The organism is Streptomyces sp. NPDC086835 (assembly GCF_044745705.1).
GTDB lineage: Bacteria > Actinomycetota > Actinomycetes > Streptomycetales > Streptomycetaceae > Streptomyces.
The window spans coordinates 24,935-43,156 of the sequence record NZ_JBIVAU010000012.1 but is presented as its reverse complement, the minus strand read 5'-3'; the positions used below and the strand labels follow the sequence as shown (position 1 = coordinate 43,156).

The following is an 18,222-nucleotide window of genomic DNA, read 5'->3' as shown; positions in this document are numbered from 1 at the left end:
CCGCTCCCCGGATCGCCCCTCCGGTTGACCCCTGCACCTATCTGCCTTCCCTACTCTGGGTTACGTGCAGCGCCTCTACGACTTCATCCGCAGACACCCGACGGGCGTCGACACCTTCTGGGCCGTCGCGCTCTTCGGATTCGCCATGCTGTGGGTGGTCGAGGTGCCGGACGGTGCCGGCCGCACCGTCGCGGCCGCCGTCATCGTCACGGCACTGAGCCTGGTCGTGGCGATGCGCCGGCGGATGCCCGAACACATGCTGGTCCTCGCCGCGCTGGCGGGCGTCGCGCAGCTCGTGCTCGACGTCGGCGTCAACCCGGCGGACTTCGCGATGATGGTCATCATCTACACGGTCGCGGCGGTCGGCTCGCCCCGGTGGGCCTCGCGGCTGGCCCTGATCGGCGGTCTGTCCGCGGCGTCGCTGGCGCAGATCCGCTGGCCGGAGGAGGCGTCCGCGGTCTCCGAGCGGATCTTCATCACCGTCGTCATGAGCCTGCCGTTCGTCCTGGCCTGGGTCCTCGGCGACTCCATACGCACCCGGCGCGCCTACTTCGACCAGCTCGAGGAGCGCGCCACCCGCCTGGAGAAGGAACGCGAGGCGCAGGCCAAGGTCGCGGTGGCGGCCGAGCGTGCCAGGATCGCCCGCGAGCTCCACGACGTCGTCGCCCACAACGTGTCCGTGATGGTCGTGCAGGCCGACGGCGCCGCCTATGTACTGGACGCCGCCCCCGACCAGGCCAAGCAGGCGCTCGAGACCATCTCGAGCACCGGCCGCCAGGCGCTCGCGGAGATGCGCCGGCTGCTCGGCGTGCTGCGTACCGGCGACGGGCCGGAGAGCGGCGAGTACGTCCCCCAGCCCGACGTGAAGCAGATCGAGGAACTGGTCGAGCACGTCCGCCGGGCGGGCCTGACCGTGGACTTCAAGGTCGAGGGAACGCCGCGGCCGCTGCCCAGCGGTGTCGAGCTCACCGCCTACCGGATCGTGCAGGAAGCACTCACCAACACCCGTAAGCACGGCGGCCCGGACGCCGGCGCCAGCGTCCGGCTCGTCTACTTCGACGACGGGCTCGGACTGCTCGTCGAGGACGACGGCCGCGGCGCCTCGCACGAGCTGTACGAGGACGGCGGCGCGGACGGCCGCGGCCACGGCCTCATCGGCATGCGGGAGCGCGTCGGTATGGTCGGCGGCACCCTGGACGCCGGACCCCGGCCCGGCGGAGGCTTCCGTATCAGTGCGCTGCTGCCGCTCAAGCCCGCCCACTAGTGCCCACAGAACCGAGGGACGGAACCCACATGTCCATCCGCGTGATGCTCGTCGACGACCAGGTGCTGCTGCGCACCGGCTTCCGCATGGTGCTTGCCGCCCAGCCGGACATGGAGGTCGTCGCGGAGGCAGGGGACGGCGCGGAGGCGATCGAGAACCTGCGGTCGACCGCCGTCGACGTCGTGCTGATGGACGTACGCATGCCGAGGCTCGACGGGGTGGAGGCGACGCGGCGCATCTGCGCGGAGCCGGACGCCCCCAAGGTGCTGATCCTGACCACCTTCGACCTCGACGAGTACGCCTTCTCGGGGCTGAAGGCCGGCGCCAGCGGTTTCATGCTCAAGGACGTGCCGCCCGGCGAACTGCTCGGCGCGATCCGTTCCGTGCACAGCGGTGACGCGGTCGTGGCGCCGTCGACGACGCGGCGGCTGCTGGACCGCTTCTCCCCGATGCTGCCGAGCGCCGGCCCGGAGCCGCGGCAGAAGGAGCTGGCCAGGCTGACGGAGCGGGAGCGGGAAGTGATGATGCTCGTCGCCCAGGGCCTGTCCAACGGGGAGATCGCGGGCCGCCTGGTGCTCTCGGAGGCCACCGTCAAGACACACGTCGGCCGCATCCTGACCAAGCTCGGCCTCCGTGACCGCGTGCAGGTCGTGGTGCTGGCCTACGAGACCGGGCTGGTCCGGGCCGGCGGCGGGGCGGGCTGACCGGTCGGCGCACCGGCGGCTGCGCGCCTCGTGGGCTTGCGCATGGGCTCCCGCGGTCAGCGCAGCACCGTCTCGAGGAAGTCGCTCCCGAGCCGCGCCACGGCCGTCACGTCCAGTTGGTGGAGCACGTAACGGCCGCGCCTGCGGGTGGAGATCAACTTGGCCTTCTTCAGCACGGCCAGGTGGCGGGAGACCTCGGGTGCGCTGATGCCGAGGGAGTCCGCGAGCTCGCTGGTCGTGTACGCGGCCCGGCCGAGGTTGCGGGACAGCCGCATCCGCATCGGGTGCGCGAGCGCGTCCATACGGAGCTTCAGCAGCTCCACGGAGGCGGCGCCCGGCAGTTCGGGCGCCCCGATCGGGTACTGGATCACCGGCTGCCAGCCGGGCGCGTGCACCACCATCAGATGCGGCCAGCCGAAGCTGGACGGCAGCAGGGTGAGCCCCGCGCCGAACACCGGGTCGGTGGCGCTGGTCCGCCCGTCCGCGAGCTTGTCGGCACTGATCACGGTGCCGCCCTCGTCGAGCGACAGCGCCGGGGAGACGGCGCGCAGCGCCTCCGCGAGGCCCTTGCGGCGCATCAGCTCGGTCTTGTGGCGGGCGTCGGCGGCGAGCTGGGTCGAGACGCGTCCCCAGGTGTCCGCGAAGAAGGCGTCGTCGCAGTCCTCGAAGAGCCGCCGCAGCCAGGCGCGTACGGACGCCGGGTCGGCCAGCAGCCGCCGTGTGAAGTCCAGTTGGCGGGGCCCGCGGTTGGCCGCCAGATCGAGCGCGTGCGCCCGTCGTGAGGCGTCGACGAGCGGGGACGGGGCGCCGGTCGAGTACGTGCCGGCGCAGGTGAACTCGAGCGCCGACGACACGAACCGCTCGTCGTCGAGCCGGTCGAGCAGGTCCAGCTCCTCCTTGAGGCTCGCGCCGATCCGTCCGGGCTGCGCCGGCAGCCCGGCGAAGGGCAGGAAGATGTCCGAGAACGTCGAACGCCACAGGAAGTCGGCCTCGTGCAGCCGGTCGGCGAGGTCCGGCTTGAGACCGGCGGCCGTCGCCGTGGCCCAGCCGTGCAGCCCGGGGTGGTGCCCGGGCTCGGAGAGCGCGTGGAGGGCCACGCCCAGCTCGGCGAGTGGGGAGATGTCGAAGACGATGCGCTCGGGGGCCAGCCCCGTGATGTCGATGGTCACGCTCACGACTCCATGGTGCGGGGCCCCGGGGCGGGCGCAGCCACGTTTGACGTGGCTCGTCAATCGACGCGACGCGCGTCGGACGGCGGGAGCAGCGTGGAGCCATGAACGCGATCCAGCAGCACATGCTCGACCTGTACCGGGCCGCGCGGACCGACACCGCGCCGCCGCCGCGCCCCGGCGACCACGACCTGCGGACGCTCCGCGAGGCCCGGGGCCACCGCCGCTTCCGCGCGGTGATCGCGGGCCGGCGCATCGGCGTCCGGGCCGCCGCTGCCCGCCGCCCGCAGGCAGATGACTGCCGGGCGTCCCCTGACCCCGGCTGATGCCCGCCGGGCCCCGGTCGCCGGGCCACGGCCGCCCGGCACCGGGCGGCCGGCACCGGTCAGGCGATCACGCGACACGCCCGCCGGGCGGCCATGAAGCGCACCCGCCGGGCCGTCACGCGGAGGCGGGCGCGGACCCCGGGAGGCGGCGTACGAACTCAGACACCGCCTCCGCCACGTCCTGCGGCGTCCACCCGAGGCCCTCGGACGCGACCGTCATCTCGGTGACCGAGACCCCCGGCGGGCAGCCTTCCGAGAACCAGCGGCGGAAGAGCGTCACGCCCGTCTCCTCCGCCTGCGTCAGCGCCGCCTCGTTCAGCACGTCCTTGTCGTACGGCAGCCAGACCTGGAACTGGTGCGTGTGCGGAACGGGCGGGTGGATCCGCGACCAGGGGACGGCAGACTCGCGCAGCGCGTCCGTGAGCGCCGCGGCGACGACTTTCGCGTGGGCCACGTACGACGGCAGCCGGGGCAGCTCCCGCTCGAGGCCCAGCAGCGCCGACAGCGCGGCCGGGTACTGCTGGAACAACTGGCCCCCGTACCGGTGCCGCCAGGCCCGCGCCTCGTCGATCAGCGGCGCCGGTCCGGCGAGCACCGCCCCCGACATGCCGTCCAGCGACTTGTAGAACGACACGTACACGCTGTCCGCCAGGGACGCGATCTCGTCCAGCGGGCGGCCGAAGTGAGGGGCGCACTCCCACAGACGCGCGCCGTCGAAGTGCACCACCGCATCACGTTCCCGCGCCGCCTCGACGACGGCCACCAGCTCGTCCCAGGTGGGCAGCACGAAGCCGGCGTCCCGCAGGGGAAGTTCGAGCATCAGCGCGCCGAAGGGCTCGTCGCACTCGCGCACCTCGTCGGCCGTCGGCAGCCGGGGCTCCGTCGTCGGGTGGACCGTACGCAGGCCGCTCACCACGGAGAAGGCGGAGCGTTCGTGCACCTCCGGATGCGCCTGGGGGTGCAGCGCGACCGTCGCGTTCCCGGTGCGCGCCGCCCAGCAGCGCAGCGCCACCTGCTGCGCCATCGTGCCGGTCGGGAAGAACGCTGCGGCCGGGAATCCGAGCAGCGCGGCCGTACGCCGCTCCAGCTCCGCCACGACCCCGTTCCCGTACACGTCGGTCCAGTCGTCCAGGTCGTGCACCTCGCCCGCGGCCTCCGCCAGCGCGGCGAGGCGCTCGCCGATCCGCCGGTCGGCGGAGACACGCGACAGCACGCGGTCCGACGCGCGCCACGCGGCGAGGCGGCGACGCCGCTCGTCCTGCCCGTCCTGCCCGTTCTGTCCGTCCGGGCCGTCCGGCTCGGTCCGGTGGTCCAGGTCGTCCGGCTCCGACTGCTTGCCGTACTCGTTCGTTCCGTTCGTGTCCGTCACGGTCCGATCATCGCCCACAGCCTGTGGACAACTGCGGGGGTGCCGGAAACGCTGGCGTAGCATCGTGGACGAGAAATCGTCCGGTACCCGTGCGGACTGGAACGGAAGGCACCGCCGCGTGAATCCCACAGCACCACAGGAACCGCTCGACCCGCGGGACCGCCCCGCCCGACTGACCGTCGGCGTGGTCGGAGCGGGACGGGTAGGGCCCGCGCTCGCCGCGTCCCTGCAACTCGCCGGTCATCGGCCGGTCGCCGCATCGGGAGTCTCCGACGCCTCAGTCCGCCGGGCCGCCGCCATGCTCCCCGACGTCCCGCTGGTGGCGCCCGCGGAGGTGCTGGCCCGCGCGGAGCTGGTGCTGCTGACCGTCCCGGACGACGCGCTCCCCGGCCTGGTGGAAGGTCTCGTCGAGACCGGCGCCGTGCGGCCCGGGCAGCTGCTCGTGCACACTTCCGGCCGGTACGGCACCAAGGTGCTCGAGCCCGCCCTGCGGGCCGGGGCGCTGCCGCTGGCCCTGCACCCCGCGATGACCTTCACCGGCACGGCGGTCGACGTGCAGCGACTGGCCGGCTGCTCGTTCGGCGTGACCGCGCCCGAGGAGCTGCGGCTGGCCGCGGAGGCTCTGGTCATCGAGATGGGCGGCGAGCCCGAGTGGATCGAGGAGCAGAACCGCCCGCTCTACCACGCGGCCCTCGCGCTCGGCGCGAACCACCTCGTCACGCTGGTCGCCCAGTCGATGGAGCTGCTGCGCGCCGCGGGCGTCGGCGCCCCCGACCGGATGCTCGGCCCCCTCCTCGGCGCCGCCCTGGACAACGCCCTGCGTTCCGGTGACGCCGCCCTGACCGGGCCGGTCGCCAGGGGTGACGCGGGCACCGTCGCCGCGCACGTCGCCGAGCTGCGCAAACACGCTCCCGCCGCCGTCGCCGGCTATCTGGCGATGGCCCGTACGACCGCCGACCGCGCACTCGCGCACGGCATGCTCAAGCCGGAGCTCGCGGAGGACCTGCTGGGCGTGCTGGCCGAGGGGGACCTGCGATGAGCCACGCCTTCGAGCTCGTACCGACCAGGGAGGACCTGCGGTACGTGGTGGAGCACCACGCCGTCCCCGGCCGCACCGCCGTCGTGATGACCATGGGCGCCCTCCACCAGGGACACGCCTCCTTGATCCGTACCGCCCGGGAGCGCGTCGGCCCCAAGGGCTTCGTCATCGTCACTGTCTTCGTCAACCCCCTCCAGTTCGGCGCGGGCGAGGACCTCGACCGCTACCCGCGCACCCTCGACGCCGACCTCCGGACGGCCGAAGAGGCGGGCGCCGACGTGGTGTTCGCCCCGTCCGTCGACGAGGTCTACCCGGGCGGGCAGCCGCAGGTCCGCATCACGGCCGGCCCCATGGGGGAGCGGCTCGAAGGCCGGACCCGCCCCGGCCACTTCGACGGCATGCTCACCGTCGTCGCCAAGCTTCTGCATCTCACCGGCCCCGACGTGGCGTTGTTCGGGCAGAAGGACGCCCAGCAGCTGGCCCTGATCCGCCGGATGGTGCGCGACCTGAACTTCCCGGTCGAGATCGTCGGCGTGCCCACCGTCCGCGAGGAGGACGGCCTCGCGCTGTCCAGCCGCAACCGCTACCTGTCCGCGAGCGAGCGACGGACCGCACTCGCCCTCTCCCGCGCCCTGTTCGCTGCGGCCGACCGGCTCGCCGCCCAGCAGGCCCTGCACGCCAGGGCGGAAGCGGTGCCGGCCGCGCCCACCCGGGCCGCCGCGCTCTCCAAGCTCGGCGAGGCCCGCGCGGCGGCGGACGCGCACGCGGTCGCCCAGGCATGGCCGCCCGTCGGCGCCGACGCCGTGCGGGCCGCGGCCCGGACCGTCCTGGACGAGGCGGCCAAGGCGAAACCACCGCTGGCGCTGGACTACGTGGCACTCGTCGACCCGGCGACCTTCGAGGAGGTGCCCGACGACCACAGGGGCGAGGCGGTCCTCGCCGTCGCGGCCAAGGTCGGCTCGACCCGCCTCATCGACAACATCCCCCTGGACTTCGGGACCGCGCATCCCGGGACCGCCCTGACCGACGGAGCCGCCAAGTGACCGGAATACGGCTGACAGCCCCCGCCCCGGGCTGGGCCATCGACGCGGACGTCGTCGTGGTCGGCTCGGGTGTCGCCGGACTCACGGCGGCCCTGCGCTGCGCAGCGGCCGGTCTGGACACGGTCGTCGTCACAAAGGCCCGTCTCGACGACGGCTCCACCCGCTGGGCGCAGGGCGGCATCGCCGCGGCGCTCGGTGACGGCGACACCCCGGAACAGCACCTGGAGGACACCCTGGTGGCGGGCGCCGGCCTGTGTGACGAGGCGGCGGTGCGGGCCCTCGTCACCGAGGGGCCCGACGCCGTGCGCCGGTTGATCGCCACCGGCGCGCACTTCGACACCGACCCGGCCTCCGGCGAGATCGAGCTGACCCGTGAGGGCGGCCACCACCGGCGCCGCATCGCCCACGCCGGCGGTGACGCGACCGGCGCGGAGATCTCCCGCGCCCTGGTCGACGCGGTCCGTGACCAGGGGCTGCGGACCATCGAGAACGCCCTGGTCCTCGACCTGCTCACCGACGCGGACGGGCGGACGGCCGGCATCACGCTGCACGTCATGGGCGAGGGCCAGCACGACGGCGTGGGCGCGGTCCACGCCCCGACGGTCGTGCTCGCCACCGGCGGCATGGGCCAGGTCTTCTCCGCGACCACCAACCCCGCTGTCTCCACCGGCGACGGCGTGGCGCTCGCGCTCCGCGCCGGCGCGGAGGTCTCGGACATCGAGTTCGTGCAGTTCCACCCGACGGTGCTGTTCCTCGGCGCGGACAGCGAGGGCCAGCAGCCGCTCGTCTCCGAGGCGGTACGCGGCGAAGGCGCCCACCTGGTCGACGCGGCCGGCGTCCGCTTCATGGTCGGACAGCACGAACTGGCCGAGCTCGCCCCGCGCGACATCGTCGCCAAGGGCATCATGCGCCGCATGCAGCAGCAGGGCGCCGACCATATGCTCCTGGACGCACGCCACTTCGGCGCCGAGATGTGGGAGCAGCGCTTCCCCACGATCCTCGCCGCCTGCCGGGCCCACGGCTTCGACCCGGTGACCGAGCCGATCCCGGTCGCTCCCGCCGCCCACTACGCGTCCGGCGGCGTACGCACCGACCTGCAGGGCCGCACCACCGTCCCGGGCCTCTACGCCTGCGGCGAGGTCGCCTGCACCGGCGTCCACGGCGCCAACCGGCTCGCGTCCAACTCGCTGCTCGAAGGGCTCGTCTTCGCGGAGCGCATCGCCGCCGACATCGCCGCCAGGCGGCCCTGGCCGGCCGTCGCGCCCGCCGCGCCCCGGGAGCCGTCCCTGCTGCCGCTCATCGCCCCCGAGGAGCGCGCGGAGATCCAGCGGATCATGTCCCACGGCGCGGGCGTGCTGCGTTCGGCGGCGTCGCTCGCCGCCGCGGCCGCCGCCCTCGAGTCGGTGTATGTGACCGCCGTGCAGGAGCGCGCAGGCTCCGGAAAGACCGCGGAGCCCGGCGTCGAGTCGTGGGAGACCTCGAACCTCCTGTGCGTGGCCCGAGTACTGACCGCGGCGGCCCTGGAGCGCGAGGAGACCCGCGGCTGCCACTGGCGCGAGGACCGTCCCGAGCGCGACGACGCCGAGTGGCGCCGCCATCTCGTCGTACGGCTCGCGCCGGACCGCCGGCTCGTCGTCCGGCACACCGACGGGACCGCCTTCCCGTCCACCGATACCTTGTCCGTCCCCGACGCACCCAGGGAGCCGTAACCGTGAGCACGCCCGATGAACGCCCGAGCCCCGTGGACGTACCGCTGATCCAGATCGGCGCCCCGGCCGGCGGCGGCTGCGGGGACGACTGCGGCTGCGCCGATGAGGTGTACGAGTGCGGTCTGGACCCGGCGCTCGCCACGCTCCTCGCCGAGGCCGGGCTCGACCCCGTCCAGGTCGAGGACATCGCGCACCTGGCCATCGAGGAGGACCTGGACGGCGGCGTCGACGTGACGAGCGTCGCGACGGTCCCCCAGGACGCCGTCGCCACCGGCGACTTCACCGCCCGTGAGGCGGGCACGGTCGCCGGTCTGCGGGTCGCGGAGGCGATCCTGTCGATCGTCTGCACCACCGAGTTCGAGGTGGAGCGGCACGTCGAGGACGGCGACCGCGTCGAGGCGGGACAGAAGCTCCTGTCCGTCACCGCGGGCACCCGCGACCTGCTGACCGGCGAGCGCAGCGCACTCAACATCCTGTGCCGTCTCTCCGGCATCGCCACGGCCACCCGCGCCTGGGCCGACGTCCTCGAGGGCACCAAGGCGAAGGTCCGCGACACCCGCAAGACCACGGCCGGCCTGCGCGCCCTGGAGAAGTACGCCGTGCGTTGCGGCGGTGGCGTCAACCACCGCATGTCGCTGTCCGACGCCGCGCTGGTCAAGGACAACCACGTGGTGGCGGCCGGCGGCGTCGCGGCGGCCTTCAAGGCCGTGCGGGACCGCTTCCCTGACCTGCCGATCGAGGTCGAGGTGGACACCCTCGACCAGGTGCGCGAGGTCCTGGACGCGGGCGCCGATCTGATCCTGCTCGACAACTTCACCCCGGCCGAGACGGCGGAGGCGGTCACGCTGGTCGCGGGCCGCGCGGTCCTGGAGTCCTCCGGCCGGCTCGCGCTCGACAACGCCCGCGCGTACGCCGAGACCGGCGTGGACTACCTCGCGGTGGGCGCCCTCACGCACTCCTCGCCGATCCTCGACATCGGCCTCGACCTCCGTGAGGTCGAGAGCTGATGCTGCTCACCATCGACGTCGGCAACACCCACACCGTCCTGGGCCTGTTCGACGGCGAGGAGATCGTCGAGCACTGGCGCATCTCCACCGACTCACGGCGCACCGCCGACGAGCTCGCCGTCCTGCTCCAGGGCCTGATGGGCATGCACCCGCTGCTCGGCGACGAACTCGGCGACGGCATCGAGGGCATCGCGATCTGCTCCACGGTCCCCTCGGTGCTGCACGAGCTCCGCGAGGTGACCCGCCGCTACTACGGCGACGTCCCGGCGGTCCTGGTGGAGCCTGGCATCAAGACCGGCGTGCCGATCCTGATGGACAACCCGAAGGAGGTCGGCGCGGACCGCATCATCAACGCGGTCGCCGCGGTGGACCTCTACGGCGGCCCCGCGATCGTCGTCGACTTCGGCACGGCGACGACGTTCGACGCGGTCAGCGCGCGGGGCGAGTACACCGGCGGTGTGATCGCTCCCGGCATCGAGATCTCCGTCGAGGCGCTCGGCGTCAAGGGCGCGCAGCTGCGCAAGATCGAGCTGGCCCGCCCGCGGAGCGTGATCGGCAAGAACACCGTGGAGGCCATGCAGTCCGGCATCGTCTACGGCTTCGCGGGCCAGGTGGACGGCGTCGTCCAGCGGATGAAGCGCGAGCTGGCGGAGGACCCGGACGACGTCACGGTGATCGCGACGGGCGGTCTCGCCCCGATGGTCCTCGGCGAGGCGACGGCGATCGACGAGCACGAGCCGTGGCTGACGCTGATCGGTCTTCGCCTGGTCTACGAGCGCAACGTCTCCCGCATGTGACGCCCAGGGGCGCCGGGGTTTTTGGCGCCCCTGCCCGGGGCCGAGGCCGCTGACGGTCGGCGCCCGCTCGTACGGGGCCGCGGCGTGACCCGCACCGGGCCCGTCAACGCCTCCGGCTTCGCCCGTCAACGCCTCCGGCTTCGCTCCACGCCGCGCCCACGTTCGGGCGTTAAGAGGATTTTGTCCATTTAGCACGTATCGTCCAAGGCATGCCCACGCCATACGGATCCCGTGGCGGCATGGCGTTCGGTGCGGACGAGCTGCGTGTGCTCCGACGCGCCCTCGCCGTCGCCCTTCACCCCGTCCCCTTGGCCGACGACGACGTCCGGGAATGTCTGCGCCTGGCCGACTCCGTCGACGAGGCGGTCCGCGAGGCAGGCCGGCTGCGTGCGTTCCTCGTCGCCGACCTCGCCCGCTACCGCGACGCCTTGCCCGGCACGGCCACCAGCTACCTGGAGCGCCTCCAGGACGCCCTCGCCGCCGGTTACGACCCCCGCCCGGACGATCTGGCGGCTCTGCGCGCCCTACGCGGCAATCCGGCCGCCGCGGCCGTGCTGCGGCGCTGTCAGGGCCTGGCGGAGCAGTCGGTGCGCGACCGGCTCGCCGGCCGCACGGTCCACGTCCCGGCGCCCGCCCAGGAGCCCCGGCGTGCCCGGCTCCTCGCCCTCCCCGGCGGCCGCGCCGCCGACGCGCCGAAGCCCAAGCCGCAACCGCAGCCACAGCCGAAGCAGCCCGCGCCGGACGAGCGCCCTGTTCCCAAGCCCTCCGAGGTGTTCCCGCCGCGCCGTAAGCCCGTGCCCCCACCGGAGCAGTGGGCCGTCGGCTAGTTACCCTGGACGGCATGGACTACGTTTCCGCGCTTGTGCCGCCCGTGGTGATGGCTGTGTTCTTCATCGGCCTGGTCGTGACGATCGTCAAGAGCCAGGGCGGTCCGAACAAGGCCAAGGAGGACGCCGCCGTGGACGCGGCGCTGTCCCGGGCGGAGTCAAGTCCGCAGGCCGGACGCGACAACTGAGAGCCGTCCCCGACGGTCGAGGACGCACGGCGGAATTCCCGCCGTGCGTCCTTTTTGTCACGTCAAAGGGCGGTTGACCCTGGATCTCCCACTATGGTGGTGGTGTGCCCCGCCAATTGGGAGAGCTCGAAGACGCCGTCATGACACGGATCTGGCAATGGAACCGGCCGGTGACGGTCAGGGAAGTCCTGGAAGACCTCCAGAAGGAACGGTCCATCGCCTACACCACCGTCATGACGGTAATGGACAATCTCCATCAGAAGGGCTGGGTCCGCCGGGAAGTCGAGGGCCGGGCCTATCGATATAGAGCGGTCTCCACCCGCGCCGCCTACGCAGCCGCACTGATGAACGAAGCCTGGTCCAAGAGCGACAACCCCGCGGCGGCTCTTGTCGCCTTCTTCGGCATGATGTCCCCCGAGCAGCGTGAGTCGCTGCAAGCCGCAGTGCGTCTCGTTCAGGGCAACGAGGCCGCCGAGGAGCCCGGAGCCGCGGAGCGATAGCGTCGGCCCATGCCTTATGCCGCAGCAAATGCCTTCACCGTCCGGCGCGCGAGGACCGGCGATGTGCCGGACGTGCGCCGGCTCGTGGACCCGTACGTCGGGGAAGGCATCCTGCTCGACAAAGCGACGGTGACCCTTTACGAAGCCATCCAGGAGTTCTGGGTCGCCGAACGCGACGAGGACGGCCTGGTTGTCGGGTGCGGCGCTCTCCATGTCATGTGGGAGGACCTCGCGGAAGTGCGCACTCTCGCCGTCGACCCGGCCTTCAAGGGCCACGGCATCGGACACCAGGTTCTCGAGAAGCTGGTGGCCACCGCGCGCCGGCTCGGAGTGCGCAGAGTTTTCTGCCTCACCTTCGAAGTGGACTTCTTCGGTAAGCACGGCTTCGTCGAGATCGGGGAGACTCAGACACCCGTCGACACCGATGTCTACGCCGAGCTCCTGCGTTCCTATGACGAGGGTGTCGCGGAGTTCCTCGGTCTCGAACGAGTGAAGCCGAACACCTTGGGCAACAGTCGGATGCTTCTGCACCTGTGATCGCCACTAGAGCGCCGGATCCCTATGTCCGAATCGCGCACGTTTCCCGCGTTCTCGGGGTTCTGAACCTCTGTCAAGGGTTTGTGTTTTCCAAGGAAAAGCGGTTTCCTTTCCGCGTACTGCATTTTCGATGAAAGGAAATCCCGGTGGCACAGAAGGTTCAGGTCCTTCTTGTCGACGACCTCGACGGCGGCGAGGCGGACGAGACGGTGACGTTCGCACTGGACGGCAAGACCTACGAGATCGACCTCACCACCGCCAATGCGGACAAGCTCCGGGGTCTGCTCGAGCCGTACACGAAGAACGGCCGGCGTACCGGTGGCCGTGCGGCGACCGGCCGTGGCAAGGGCCGCGCGACGACCGGCGGCAACAAGGACACCGCCGAGATCCGCGCCTGGGCGAAGGCGAACGGCTTCGAGGTCAACGACCGCGGCCGTGTCCCCGCGACGGTTCGTGAGGCTTACGAGAAGGCCAACGGCTGACTCGTCGCCCGTCGCGTATCCGTACGCGCCGTACGCGTCAGCCGGGCGCGGTGGCACTCGGTGGCCGCCGTGTCCACCAGCCGTACGAGATCGGGGGCATCCCCACTGCCCCCGAGGCCGGCGAGGGCGGGCAGCTGTGCCTCGCGCCCCGGCGCGGGGGGCCGCAGCCACATGGCGGCCGGCCAGGTGCCAGGGCGCCCGGGCGGCGGCGGGGCGGTCATCGCTCCGCCCGTGCCGAGGGCCGTCAGGTCGAGATCGACACCGCCCCATTCCAGCCAGTCGAGCAGTCCCGGCAGCTCCTCCGCGCTTCCCGGAGCGACCAGCAGCCGCATGCGCTGCCCCATGAGGGCGACCGGTCCGGTCCGGGTGACCCGGCGGAGCACCGCCGCTCCGGCGTCCGCCGGCAGGTCGAGCACGTCGAACCGCACCCCCGTCGTGAGCCGCACGGGACTGCCGTCCGTCGCCGCCCAGCCGAGCTCGCTGCGGTACCACTGCGCGGTGCCGCCCTCGAAGGGCGCGCGGGGGGACGGCACGGTGAAGGGCATGTCCCGCAAACTCCGCAGCCGCCGTGAGGGTTACGCACAGTGCCGTCGTCATCGCTCACCGTCGCCGAATGGGGGGCGCGCATGCGCGAGGAACGGCGCAAGGTTGTTCGCCCGTAGCTGAGGGACGGGGTGCACGCTGCATGGACTGTCGGTGGCTGCGGGTAAGACATTCCTAGTGGGGAGGGGCGACACGCTCGCACGGCAGTCTCACGTTCGCCATCGGCGTAGTGGCGGTGGGGGTAACTGCCTGGCCTGCGGGAACATCGTCTCGCACCATCGGGTTGGAGCAGTTGTCGGCGTTCAGGGGTCAGGAGGCCACAGACGGGTGTCGGCAGTTGGAATGAGCGGTCCCCGCTTGCGGGACTAAGCTGCGGAAGGACAGGGAGGGGACCGACCCCTTACTGCCTGACCGCTCTGAGGAGCGATTAACGATGTTCGAGAGGTTCACCGACCGCGCGCGGCGGGTTGTCGTCCTGGCTCAGGAAGAAGCCCGGATGCTCAACCACAACTACATCGGCACCGAGCACATCCTCCTGGGCCTTATCCACGAGGGTGAGGGTGTCGCCGCTAAGGCCCTGGAGAGCCTCGGGATTTCGCTCGAGGCGGTCCGCCAGCAGGTGGAGGAGATCATCGGCCAGGGCCAGCAGGCCCCGTCCGGTCACATCCCCTTCACGCCCCGTGCCAAGAAGGTCCTGGAGCTGTCGCTCCGCGAGGCTCTTCAGCTGGGCCACAACTACATCGGCACCGAGCACATCCTGCTCGGCCTGATCCGCGAGGGTGAGGGCGTCGCCGCCCAGGTCCTCGTGAAGCTGGGCGCCGATCTCAACCGGGTGCGGCAGCAGGTCATCCAGCTGCTCTCCGGATACCAGGGCAAGGAGGCCGCCACGGCAGGCGGCCCGGCCGAGGGCACGCCTTCGACCTCCCTCGTCCTCGACCAGTTCGGCCGGAATCTCACCCAGGCCGCTCGTGAGTCCAAGCTCGACCCGGTCATCGGGCGCGAGAAGGAGATCGAGCGGGTCATGCAGGTGCTGTCCCGCCGTACCAAGAACAACCCGGTCCTCATCGGCGAGCCCGGCGTCGGTAAGACGGCGGTCGTCGAGGGCCTGGCGCAGGCCATCGTCAAGGGCGAGGTGCCCGAGACCCTCAAGGACAAGCACCTCTACACCCTGGACCTCGGCGCGCTGGTCGCCGGCTCCCGCTACCGCGGTGACTTCGAGGAGCGCCTGAAGAAGGTCCTCAAGGAGATCCGCACCCGCGGCGACATCATCCTGTTCATCGACGAGCTCCACACCCTGGTGGGTGCGGGCGCCGCCGAGGGCGCGATCGACGCCGCGAGCATCCTCAAGCCGATGCTGGCGCGAGGTGAGCTGCAGACCATCGGCGCCACCACGCTCGACGAGTACCGCAAGCACCTGGAGAAGGACGCAGCGCTCGAGCGCCGCTTCCAGCCCATCCAGGTCGCGGAGCCGTCGCTGCCGCACACCATCGAGATCCTCAAGGGTCTGCGCGACCGTTACGAGGCCCACCACAGGGTCTCCATCACGGACGAGGCGCTGGTCCAGGCCGCCACCCTGGCCGACCGGTACATCTCGGACCGCTTCCTGCCGGACAAGGCGATCGACCTGATCGACGAGGCCGGCTCCCGGATGCGTATCCGCCGGATGACCGCGCCGCCGGACCTGCGCGAGTTCGACGAGAAGATCGCCGGTGTCCGCCGCGACAAGGAGTCCGCGATCGACTCCCAGGACTTCGAGAAGGCAGCTTCGCTCCGCGACAAGGAGAAGCAGCTGCTGGCGGCGAAGGCCAAGCGGGAGAAGGAGTGGAAGGCCGGTGACATGGACGTCGTCGCCGAGGTCGACGGCGAGCTGATCGCCGAGGTCCTCGCGACCGCCACCGGCATCCCGGTCTTCAAGCTGACCGAGGAGGAGTCCTCGCGTCTGCTGCGCATGGAGGACGAGCTCCACAAGCGCGTCATCGGGCAGAAGGACGCCATCAAGGCCCTCTCGCAGGCCATCCGCCGTACGCGAGCCGGTCTGAAGGACCCGAAGCGCCCCGGTGGCTCGTTCATCTTCGCCGGCCCGTCCGGCGTGGGTAAGACCGAGCTCTCCAAGACGCTCGCCGAATTCCTCTTCGGCGACGAGGACGCGCTGATCTCCCTCGACATGTCGGAGTTCAGCGAGAAGCACACGGTTTCCCGTCTCTTCGGTTCGCCCCCCGGATACGTGGGCTACGAAGAGGGCGGCCAGCTCACCGAGAAGGTGCGCCGGAAGCCGTTCTCCGTCGTCCTCTTCGACGAGGTCGAGAAGGCCCACCCCGATATCTTCAATTCCCTTCTGCAGATCCTGGAGGACGGTCGTCTGACCGACTCCCAGGGCCGCGTCGTGGACTTCAAGAACACGGTCATCATCATGACGACCAACCTCGGGACCCGGGACATCTCCAAGGGCTTCAACCTGGGCTTCGCCGCCCAGGGCGACGTCAAGTCGAACTACGACCGGATGAAGGTCAAGGTCAACGAAGAGCTGAAGCAGCACTTCCGGCCCGAGTTCCTCAACCGTGTCGACGACACGGTCGTCTTCCACCAGCTCACCGAGGAAGACATCATCCAGATCGTCGACCTCATGATCGCCAAGGTGGACGAGCGTCTGAAGGACCGCGACATGGGCCTCGAGCTCAGCGCCACGGCCAAGTCGCTCCTTGCCAAGAAGGGCTACGACCCCGTCCTGGGCGCCCGGCCGCTGCGCCGGACGATCCAGCGCGAGATCGAGGACATCCTGTCGGAGAAGATCCTCTTCGGCGAGCTGCGCCCCGGTCACATCGTGGTCGTGGACACCGAGGGCGAGGGTGAGGAGAAGAAGTTCACCTTCCGCGGCGAGGAGAAGTCGGCTCTGCCCGACGTCCCGCCGATCGAGCAGGCGGCCGGTGGCACCGGTCCGAACCTGTCGAAGGACGCGTAACGGCCCTGTCGGCCGGCTGACGTGACGGGGCGGGCCCCGGACCCACAAGGTCCGGGGCCCGCCCCTTTCGCGTGCCGCGACGTGCCGTGGTGTCTGTGCCCGCCTGCTGTTACCGGCGGAACAGGGCCCGCCCGCTGTCGCCTGCGGGCCCTGACAGGGTCAGCAGGAGGCGGGCTTGCGCCAGGAGCATTCCAGCGAGGCCTCGGGCTCCGCGGTGCGGGCGCGTGAGGGCGACGCGGGCACGATCGTGCCCGCGGCCGTGTCCGAGGACGCCAGGGTGACGACGACCGCGTCCTCGATGCTCTTCACCGAGGAGGCGAGGTAGTTGTTGAGGACGACGCTGTAGACGAGCTGGCGTCCCGCGGCGTCGGTGACGTATCCCGACAGCGCGGAGGCGCCCGTCAGCGAACCGGTCTTGCCCCGGGCGTTGAGCGCGGCCGGGGTGCCGCACATGCGGGAACGCAGCGTGCCGCCCACGGCGCGGTCGGGGGCGCAGGCCACGGGCAGGGACGCGTACCAGTCGGCGAACCAGGGGGCGTCGCGGACCGAGAGCAGCAGGCTCGCGAGCTCCGCCGCCGGGAACATGTTCATCCGGGAGAGTCCGGAGCCGTCCGCCTGGCGGAGTGTGGAGGTCCTGACGCCCTCTTTCTCCAGTTGGGCGCCGATCGCGGCGAGGCCCGCGTCCCAGGTGCCCTGGCCGGACGCCCGGTGCCCCATCTCCTTGGTGAGCGCCTCCGCGTGCATGTTGTTCGAGAGCTTCATGAACGGGTGCATCAGTTCGCTGAGCGGCATGGAGCGGTGCGAGGCGAGGGTGCGCGCCCCGGCGGGGGTCGGTCGGCCCAGGCGGGGAGTGCCCGAGAGCCGTACGCCGTGCTCGGTGAGTGCGTCGGCGAACACGGCGGCCGCGTAGCCGGTCGGTTCCCAGACCGCGATCCACTCCTTGGCGGTTGCCGCGCCGACCGGGACGTCACCGCTGATCGTGAGCCTGTTCGTGCCGTGCTCCCGGGAGACGGCCAGGGTGTCCGGTCGGCCCGTCTCGACCGTGGTGGCGCTGACGTCGAGGCGTACGTAGTCGGTGGGCGGGGTCAGCTTCACCCGGGGACGCTCCCCCGGCCGGGCACCCGGAGCGACCTCGACGACGACGGTGCCCGAGTCGTAGTCGGTGTCGGGCGCGAGGGTGAGCGCCGAGATCTGTGCGGAGTAGTAGGCGGACTCGTCGTCGGCCGCCCAGGACCGGCCAAGACGCTGGTCGTCGAAGCGGGTGTCGTCGGCGACGAGGTGTCCGGTGACGCGCTTGATGCCGGACGCCGCGACGTCCGCCGCGAGGCGTCGGTAGTCGGCCGCGAGCAGGGTGGGATCGCCGCTGCCCCGCAGATACAGGTCGCCGGTGAGAGTGGCGCCCTGGCGGCGGCCGGTGGTCAGCACGTCGGTGCTGAAGCGGTGGTCCGGGCCGAGCACGGCCATGGCGGCGGCGGAGGTGGCGAGCTTCGTGTTGGAGGCGGGCATCAGACGGTCGCCGCTGTCGCGCTGGTAGAGACGCTCACCGGTGGCGGCGTCGGCGACCACGACGCTCACGGCGCCACCGTCCGTCCTGGGGTCCGCGAGGACCTTGTCGAGGGCACCCTTGAGGCCGGTGTCGGACGGACCGGCCCCGGCCGGCGAGCTCCAGGTGAGCGTGCAGGCGAGGCCGGCGGCGAGCGGCCAGATCCATGCGCGGCGCAGCGCGCGGTGACGGATACGAACCACGGGTCTACTCATG

The 18,222-nt window shown here is 71.7% G+C and carries 18 protein-coding genes; 14 read left to right on the top strand and 4 right to left on the bottom strand.

Annotated elements, in window-relative coordinates; translation table 11 throughout:
- Positions 1-64 precede the first annotated feature (64 nt).
- Complete coding sequence (locus ACIPJI_RS31290) at positions 65-1,264, top strand: sensor histidine kinase (RefSeq protein WP_356620691.1); 1,200 nt, start codon at positions 65-67, stop codon at positions 1,262-1,264.
- Positions 1,265-1,293: 29 nt separating this feature from the next.
- A complete protein-coding gene (locus ACIPJI_RS31285; RefSeq protein ID WP_159689055.1) occupies positions 1,294-1,968 on the top strand; it encodes a response regulator transcription factor in 675 nt (224 codons plus the stop codon).
- Between the two features lie 56 nt (positions 1,969-2,024).
- Here the strand turns inward: ACIPJI_RS31285 and ACIPJI_RS31280 are convergent, their stop codons facing one another.
- Positions 2,025-3,137 carry a DUF5937 family protein gene (locus ACIPJI_RS31280; RefSeq protein WP_402250366.1) on the bottom strand — a complete coding sequence of 371 codons (1,113 nt, stop codon included), beginning with the start codon at positions 3,135-3,137 and terminating at the stop codon, positions 2,025-2,027.
- A 104-nt stretch (positions 3,138-3,241) separates the two neighbouring features.
- Between ACIPJI_RS31280 and ACIPJI_RS31275 the strand changes: the two genes are divergently transcribed.
- Positions 3,242-3,463, top strand: a complete 222-nt coding sequence (locus tag ACIPJI_RS31275) for a hypothetical protein (protein ID WP_402250155.1) — start codon at positions 3,242-3,244, stop codon at positions 3,461-3,463.
- Between the two features lie 115 nt (positions 3,464-3,578).
- Here the strand turns inward: ACIPJI_RS31275 and ACIPJI_RS31270 are convergent, their stop codons facing one another.
- Positions 3,579-4,832 (bottom strand): threonine aldolase family protein, encoded by a 1,254-nt coding sequence (locus tag ACIPJI_RS31270; RefSeq protein ID WP_402250153.1) that lies wholly within the window; start codon positions 4,830-4,832, stop codon positions 3,579-3,581.
- 118 nt (positions 4,833-4,950) lie between these two features.
- Between ACIPJI_RS31270 and ACIPJI_RS31265 the strand changes: the two genes are divergently transcribed.
- From ACIPJI_RS31265 to ACIPJI_RS31220, 10 genes are all read left to right on the top strand, one after another.
- Entirely contained in the window at positions 4,951-5,871 is a 921-nt protein-coding gene (locus ACIPJI_RS31265; protein WP_402250151.1) for a Rossmann-like and DUF2520 domain-containing protein, read from the top strand.
- Complete coding sequence (gene panC / locus ACIPJI_RS31260) at positions 5,868-6,914, top strand: pantoate--beta-alanine ligase (protein WP_307707641.1); 1,047 nt, start codon at positions 5,868-5,870, stop codon at positions 6,912-6,914. Before ACIPJI_RS31265 ends, panC begins: the two co-directional genes overlap by 4 nt.
- Positions 6,911-8,623 (top strand): L-aspartate oxidase, encoded by a 1,713-nt coding sequence (locus ACIPJI_RS31255; RefSeq protein ID WP_402250150.1) that lies wholly within the window; start codon positions 6,911-6,913, stop codon positions 8,621-8,623. Before panC ends, ACIPJI_RS31255 begins: the two co-directional genes overlap by 4 nt.
- Positions 8,624-8,625: 2 nt before the next feature.
- Positions 8,626-9,630, top strand: coding sequence for a carboxylating nicotinate-nucleotide diphosphorylase (gene nadC / locus ACIPJI_RS31250; protein ID WP_189470359.1), 1,005 nt, complete (start codon positions 8,626-8,628; stop codon positions 9,628-9,630).
- Positions 9,630-10,427, top strand: a complete 798-nt coding sequence (locus tag ACIPJI_RS31245; RefSeq protein WP_005314126.1) for a type III pantothenate kinase — start codon at positions 9,630-9,632, stop codon at positions 10,425-10,427. Before nadC ends, ACIPJI_RS31245 begins: the two co-directional genes overlap by 1 nt.
- A 239-nt stretch (positions 10,428-10,666) precedes the next feature.
- Positions 10,667-11,254 (top strand): hypothetical protein, encoded by a 588-nt coding sequence (locus ACIPJI_RS31240; protein ID WP_307710444.1) that lies wholly within the window; start codon positions 10,667-10,669, stop codon positions 11,252-11,254.
- Between the two features lie 14 nt (positions 11,255-11,268).
- Entirely contained in the window at positions 11,269-11,442 is a 174-nt protein-coding gene (locus ACIPJI_RS31235; RefSeq protein ID WP_402250147.1) for a hypothetical protein, read from the top strand.
- 104 nt (positions 11,443-11,546) lie between these two features.
- Positions 11,547-11,942 carry a BlaI/MecI/CopY family transcriptional regulator gene (locus ACIPJI_RS31230; protein WP_189470353.1) on the top strand — a complete coding sequence of 132 codons (396 nt, stop codon included), beginning with the start codon at positions 11,547-11,549 and terminating at the stop codon, positions 11,940-11,942.
- 9 nt (positions 11,943-11,951) lie between these two features.
- Positions 11,952-12,479 (top strand): amino-acid N-acetyltransferase, encoded by a 528-nt coding sequence (locus ACIPJI_RS31225; RefSeq protein ID WP_005314113.1) that lies wholly within the window; start codon positions 11,952-11,954, stop codon positions 12,477-12,479.
- 146 nt (positions 12,480-12,625) lie between these two features.
- On the top strand, positions 12,626-12,961 hold the full coding sequence (locus ACIPJI_RS31220; protein WP_005314111.1) for an Lsr2 family protein: 336 nt from the start codon (positions 12,626-12,628) through the stop codon (positions 12,959-12,961).
- On the opposite strand, the gene ACIPJI_RS31215 is transcribed toward ACIPJI_RS31220, so the two are convergent.
- Entirely contained in the window at positions 12,940-13,506 is a 567-nt protein-coding gene (locus ACIPJI_RS31215) for an SCO3374 family protein (RefSeq protein ID WP_402250144.1), read from the bottom strand. The two genes, ACIPJI_RS31220 and ACIPJI_RS31215, sit on opposite strands and share 22 nt — an antisense overlap.
- 431 nt (positions 13,507-13,937) lie before the next feature.
- On the opposite strand from ACIPJI_RS31215, the gene ACIPJI_RS31210 reads away from it, so the two are divergent.
- Positions 13,938-16,463 carry an ATP-dependent Clp protease ATP-binding subunit gene (locus ACIPJI_RS31210; RefSeq protein WP_005314109.1) on the top strand — a complete coding sequence of 842 codons (2,526 nt, stop codon included), beginning with the start codon at positions 13,938-13,940 and terminating at the stop codon, positions 16,461-16,463.
- Positions 16,464-16,622: 159 nt separating this feature from the next.
- Here the strand turns inward: ACIPJI_RS31210 and dacB are convergent, their stop codons facing one another.
- A complete protein-coding gene (gene dacB, locus ACIPJI_RS31205; protein ID WP_402250141.1) occupies positions 16,623-18,221 on the bottom strand; it encodes a D-alanyl-D-alanine carboxypeptidase/D-alanyl-D-alanine-endopeptidase in 1,599 nt (532 codons plus the stop codon).
- Position 18,222 lies beyond the last annotated feature (1 nt).

Bases quoted from the DNA above. Each gene is read 5' to 3' on its own strand.
- ACIPJI_RS31285 (WP_159689055.1), top strand. From the start codon at position 1,294: ATGTCCATCCGCGTGATGCTCGTCGACGACCAGGTGCTGCTGCGCACC.
- ACIPJI_RS31275 (WP_402250155.1), top strand. From the start codon at position 3,242: ATGAACGCGATCCAGCAGCACATGCTCGACCTGTACCGGGCCGCGCGG.
- panC (WP_307707641.1), top strand. From the start codon at position 5,868: ATGAGCCACGCCTTCGAGCTCGTACCGACCAGGGAGGACCTGCGGTAC.
- ACIPJI_RS31245 (WP_005314126.1), top strand. From the start codon at position 9,630: ATGCTGCTCACCATCGACGTCGGCAACACCCACACCGTCCTGGGCCTG.
- ACIPJI_RS31240 (WP_307710444.1), top strand. From the start codon at position 10,667: ATGGCGTTCGGTGCGGACGAGCTGCGTGTGCTCCGACGCGCCCTCGCC.
- ACIPJI_RS31235 (WP_402250147.1), top strand. From the start codon at position 11,269: ATGGACTACGTTTCCGCGCTTGTGCCGCCCGTGGTGATGGCTGTGTTC.
- ACIPJI_RS31225 (WP_005314113.1), top strand. From the start codon at position 11,952: ATGCCTTATGCCGCAGCAAATGCCTTCACCGTCCGGCGCGCGAGGACC.
- ACIPJI_RS31215 (WP_402250144.1), bottom strand. From the start codon at position 13,506: ATGCCCTTCACCGTGCCGTCCCCCCGCGCGCCCTTCGAGGGCGGCACC.
- ACIPJI_RS31210 (WP_005314109.1), top strand. From the start codon at position 13,938: ATGTTCGAGAGGTTCACCGACCGCGCGCGGCGGGTTGTCGTCCTGGCT.
- dacB (WP_402250141.1), bottom strand. From the start codon at position 18,221: ATGAGTAGACCCGTGGTTCGTATCCGTCACCGCGCGCTGCGCCGCGCA.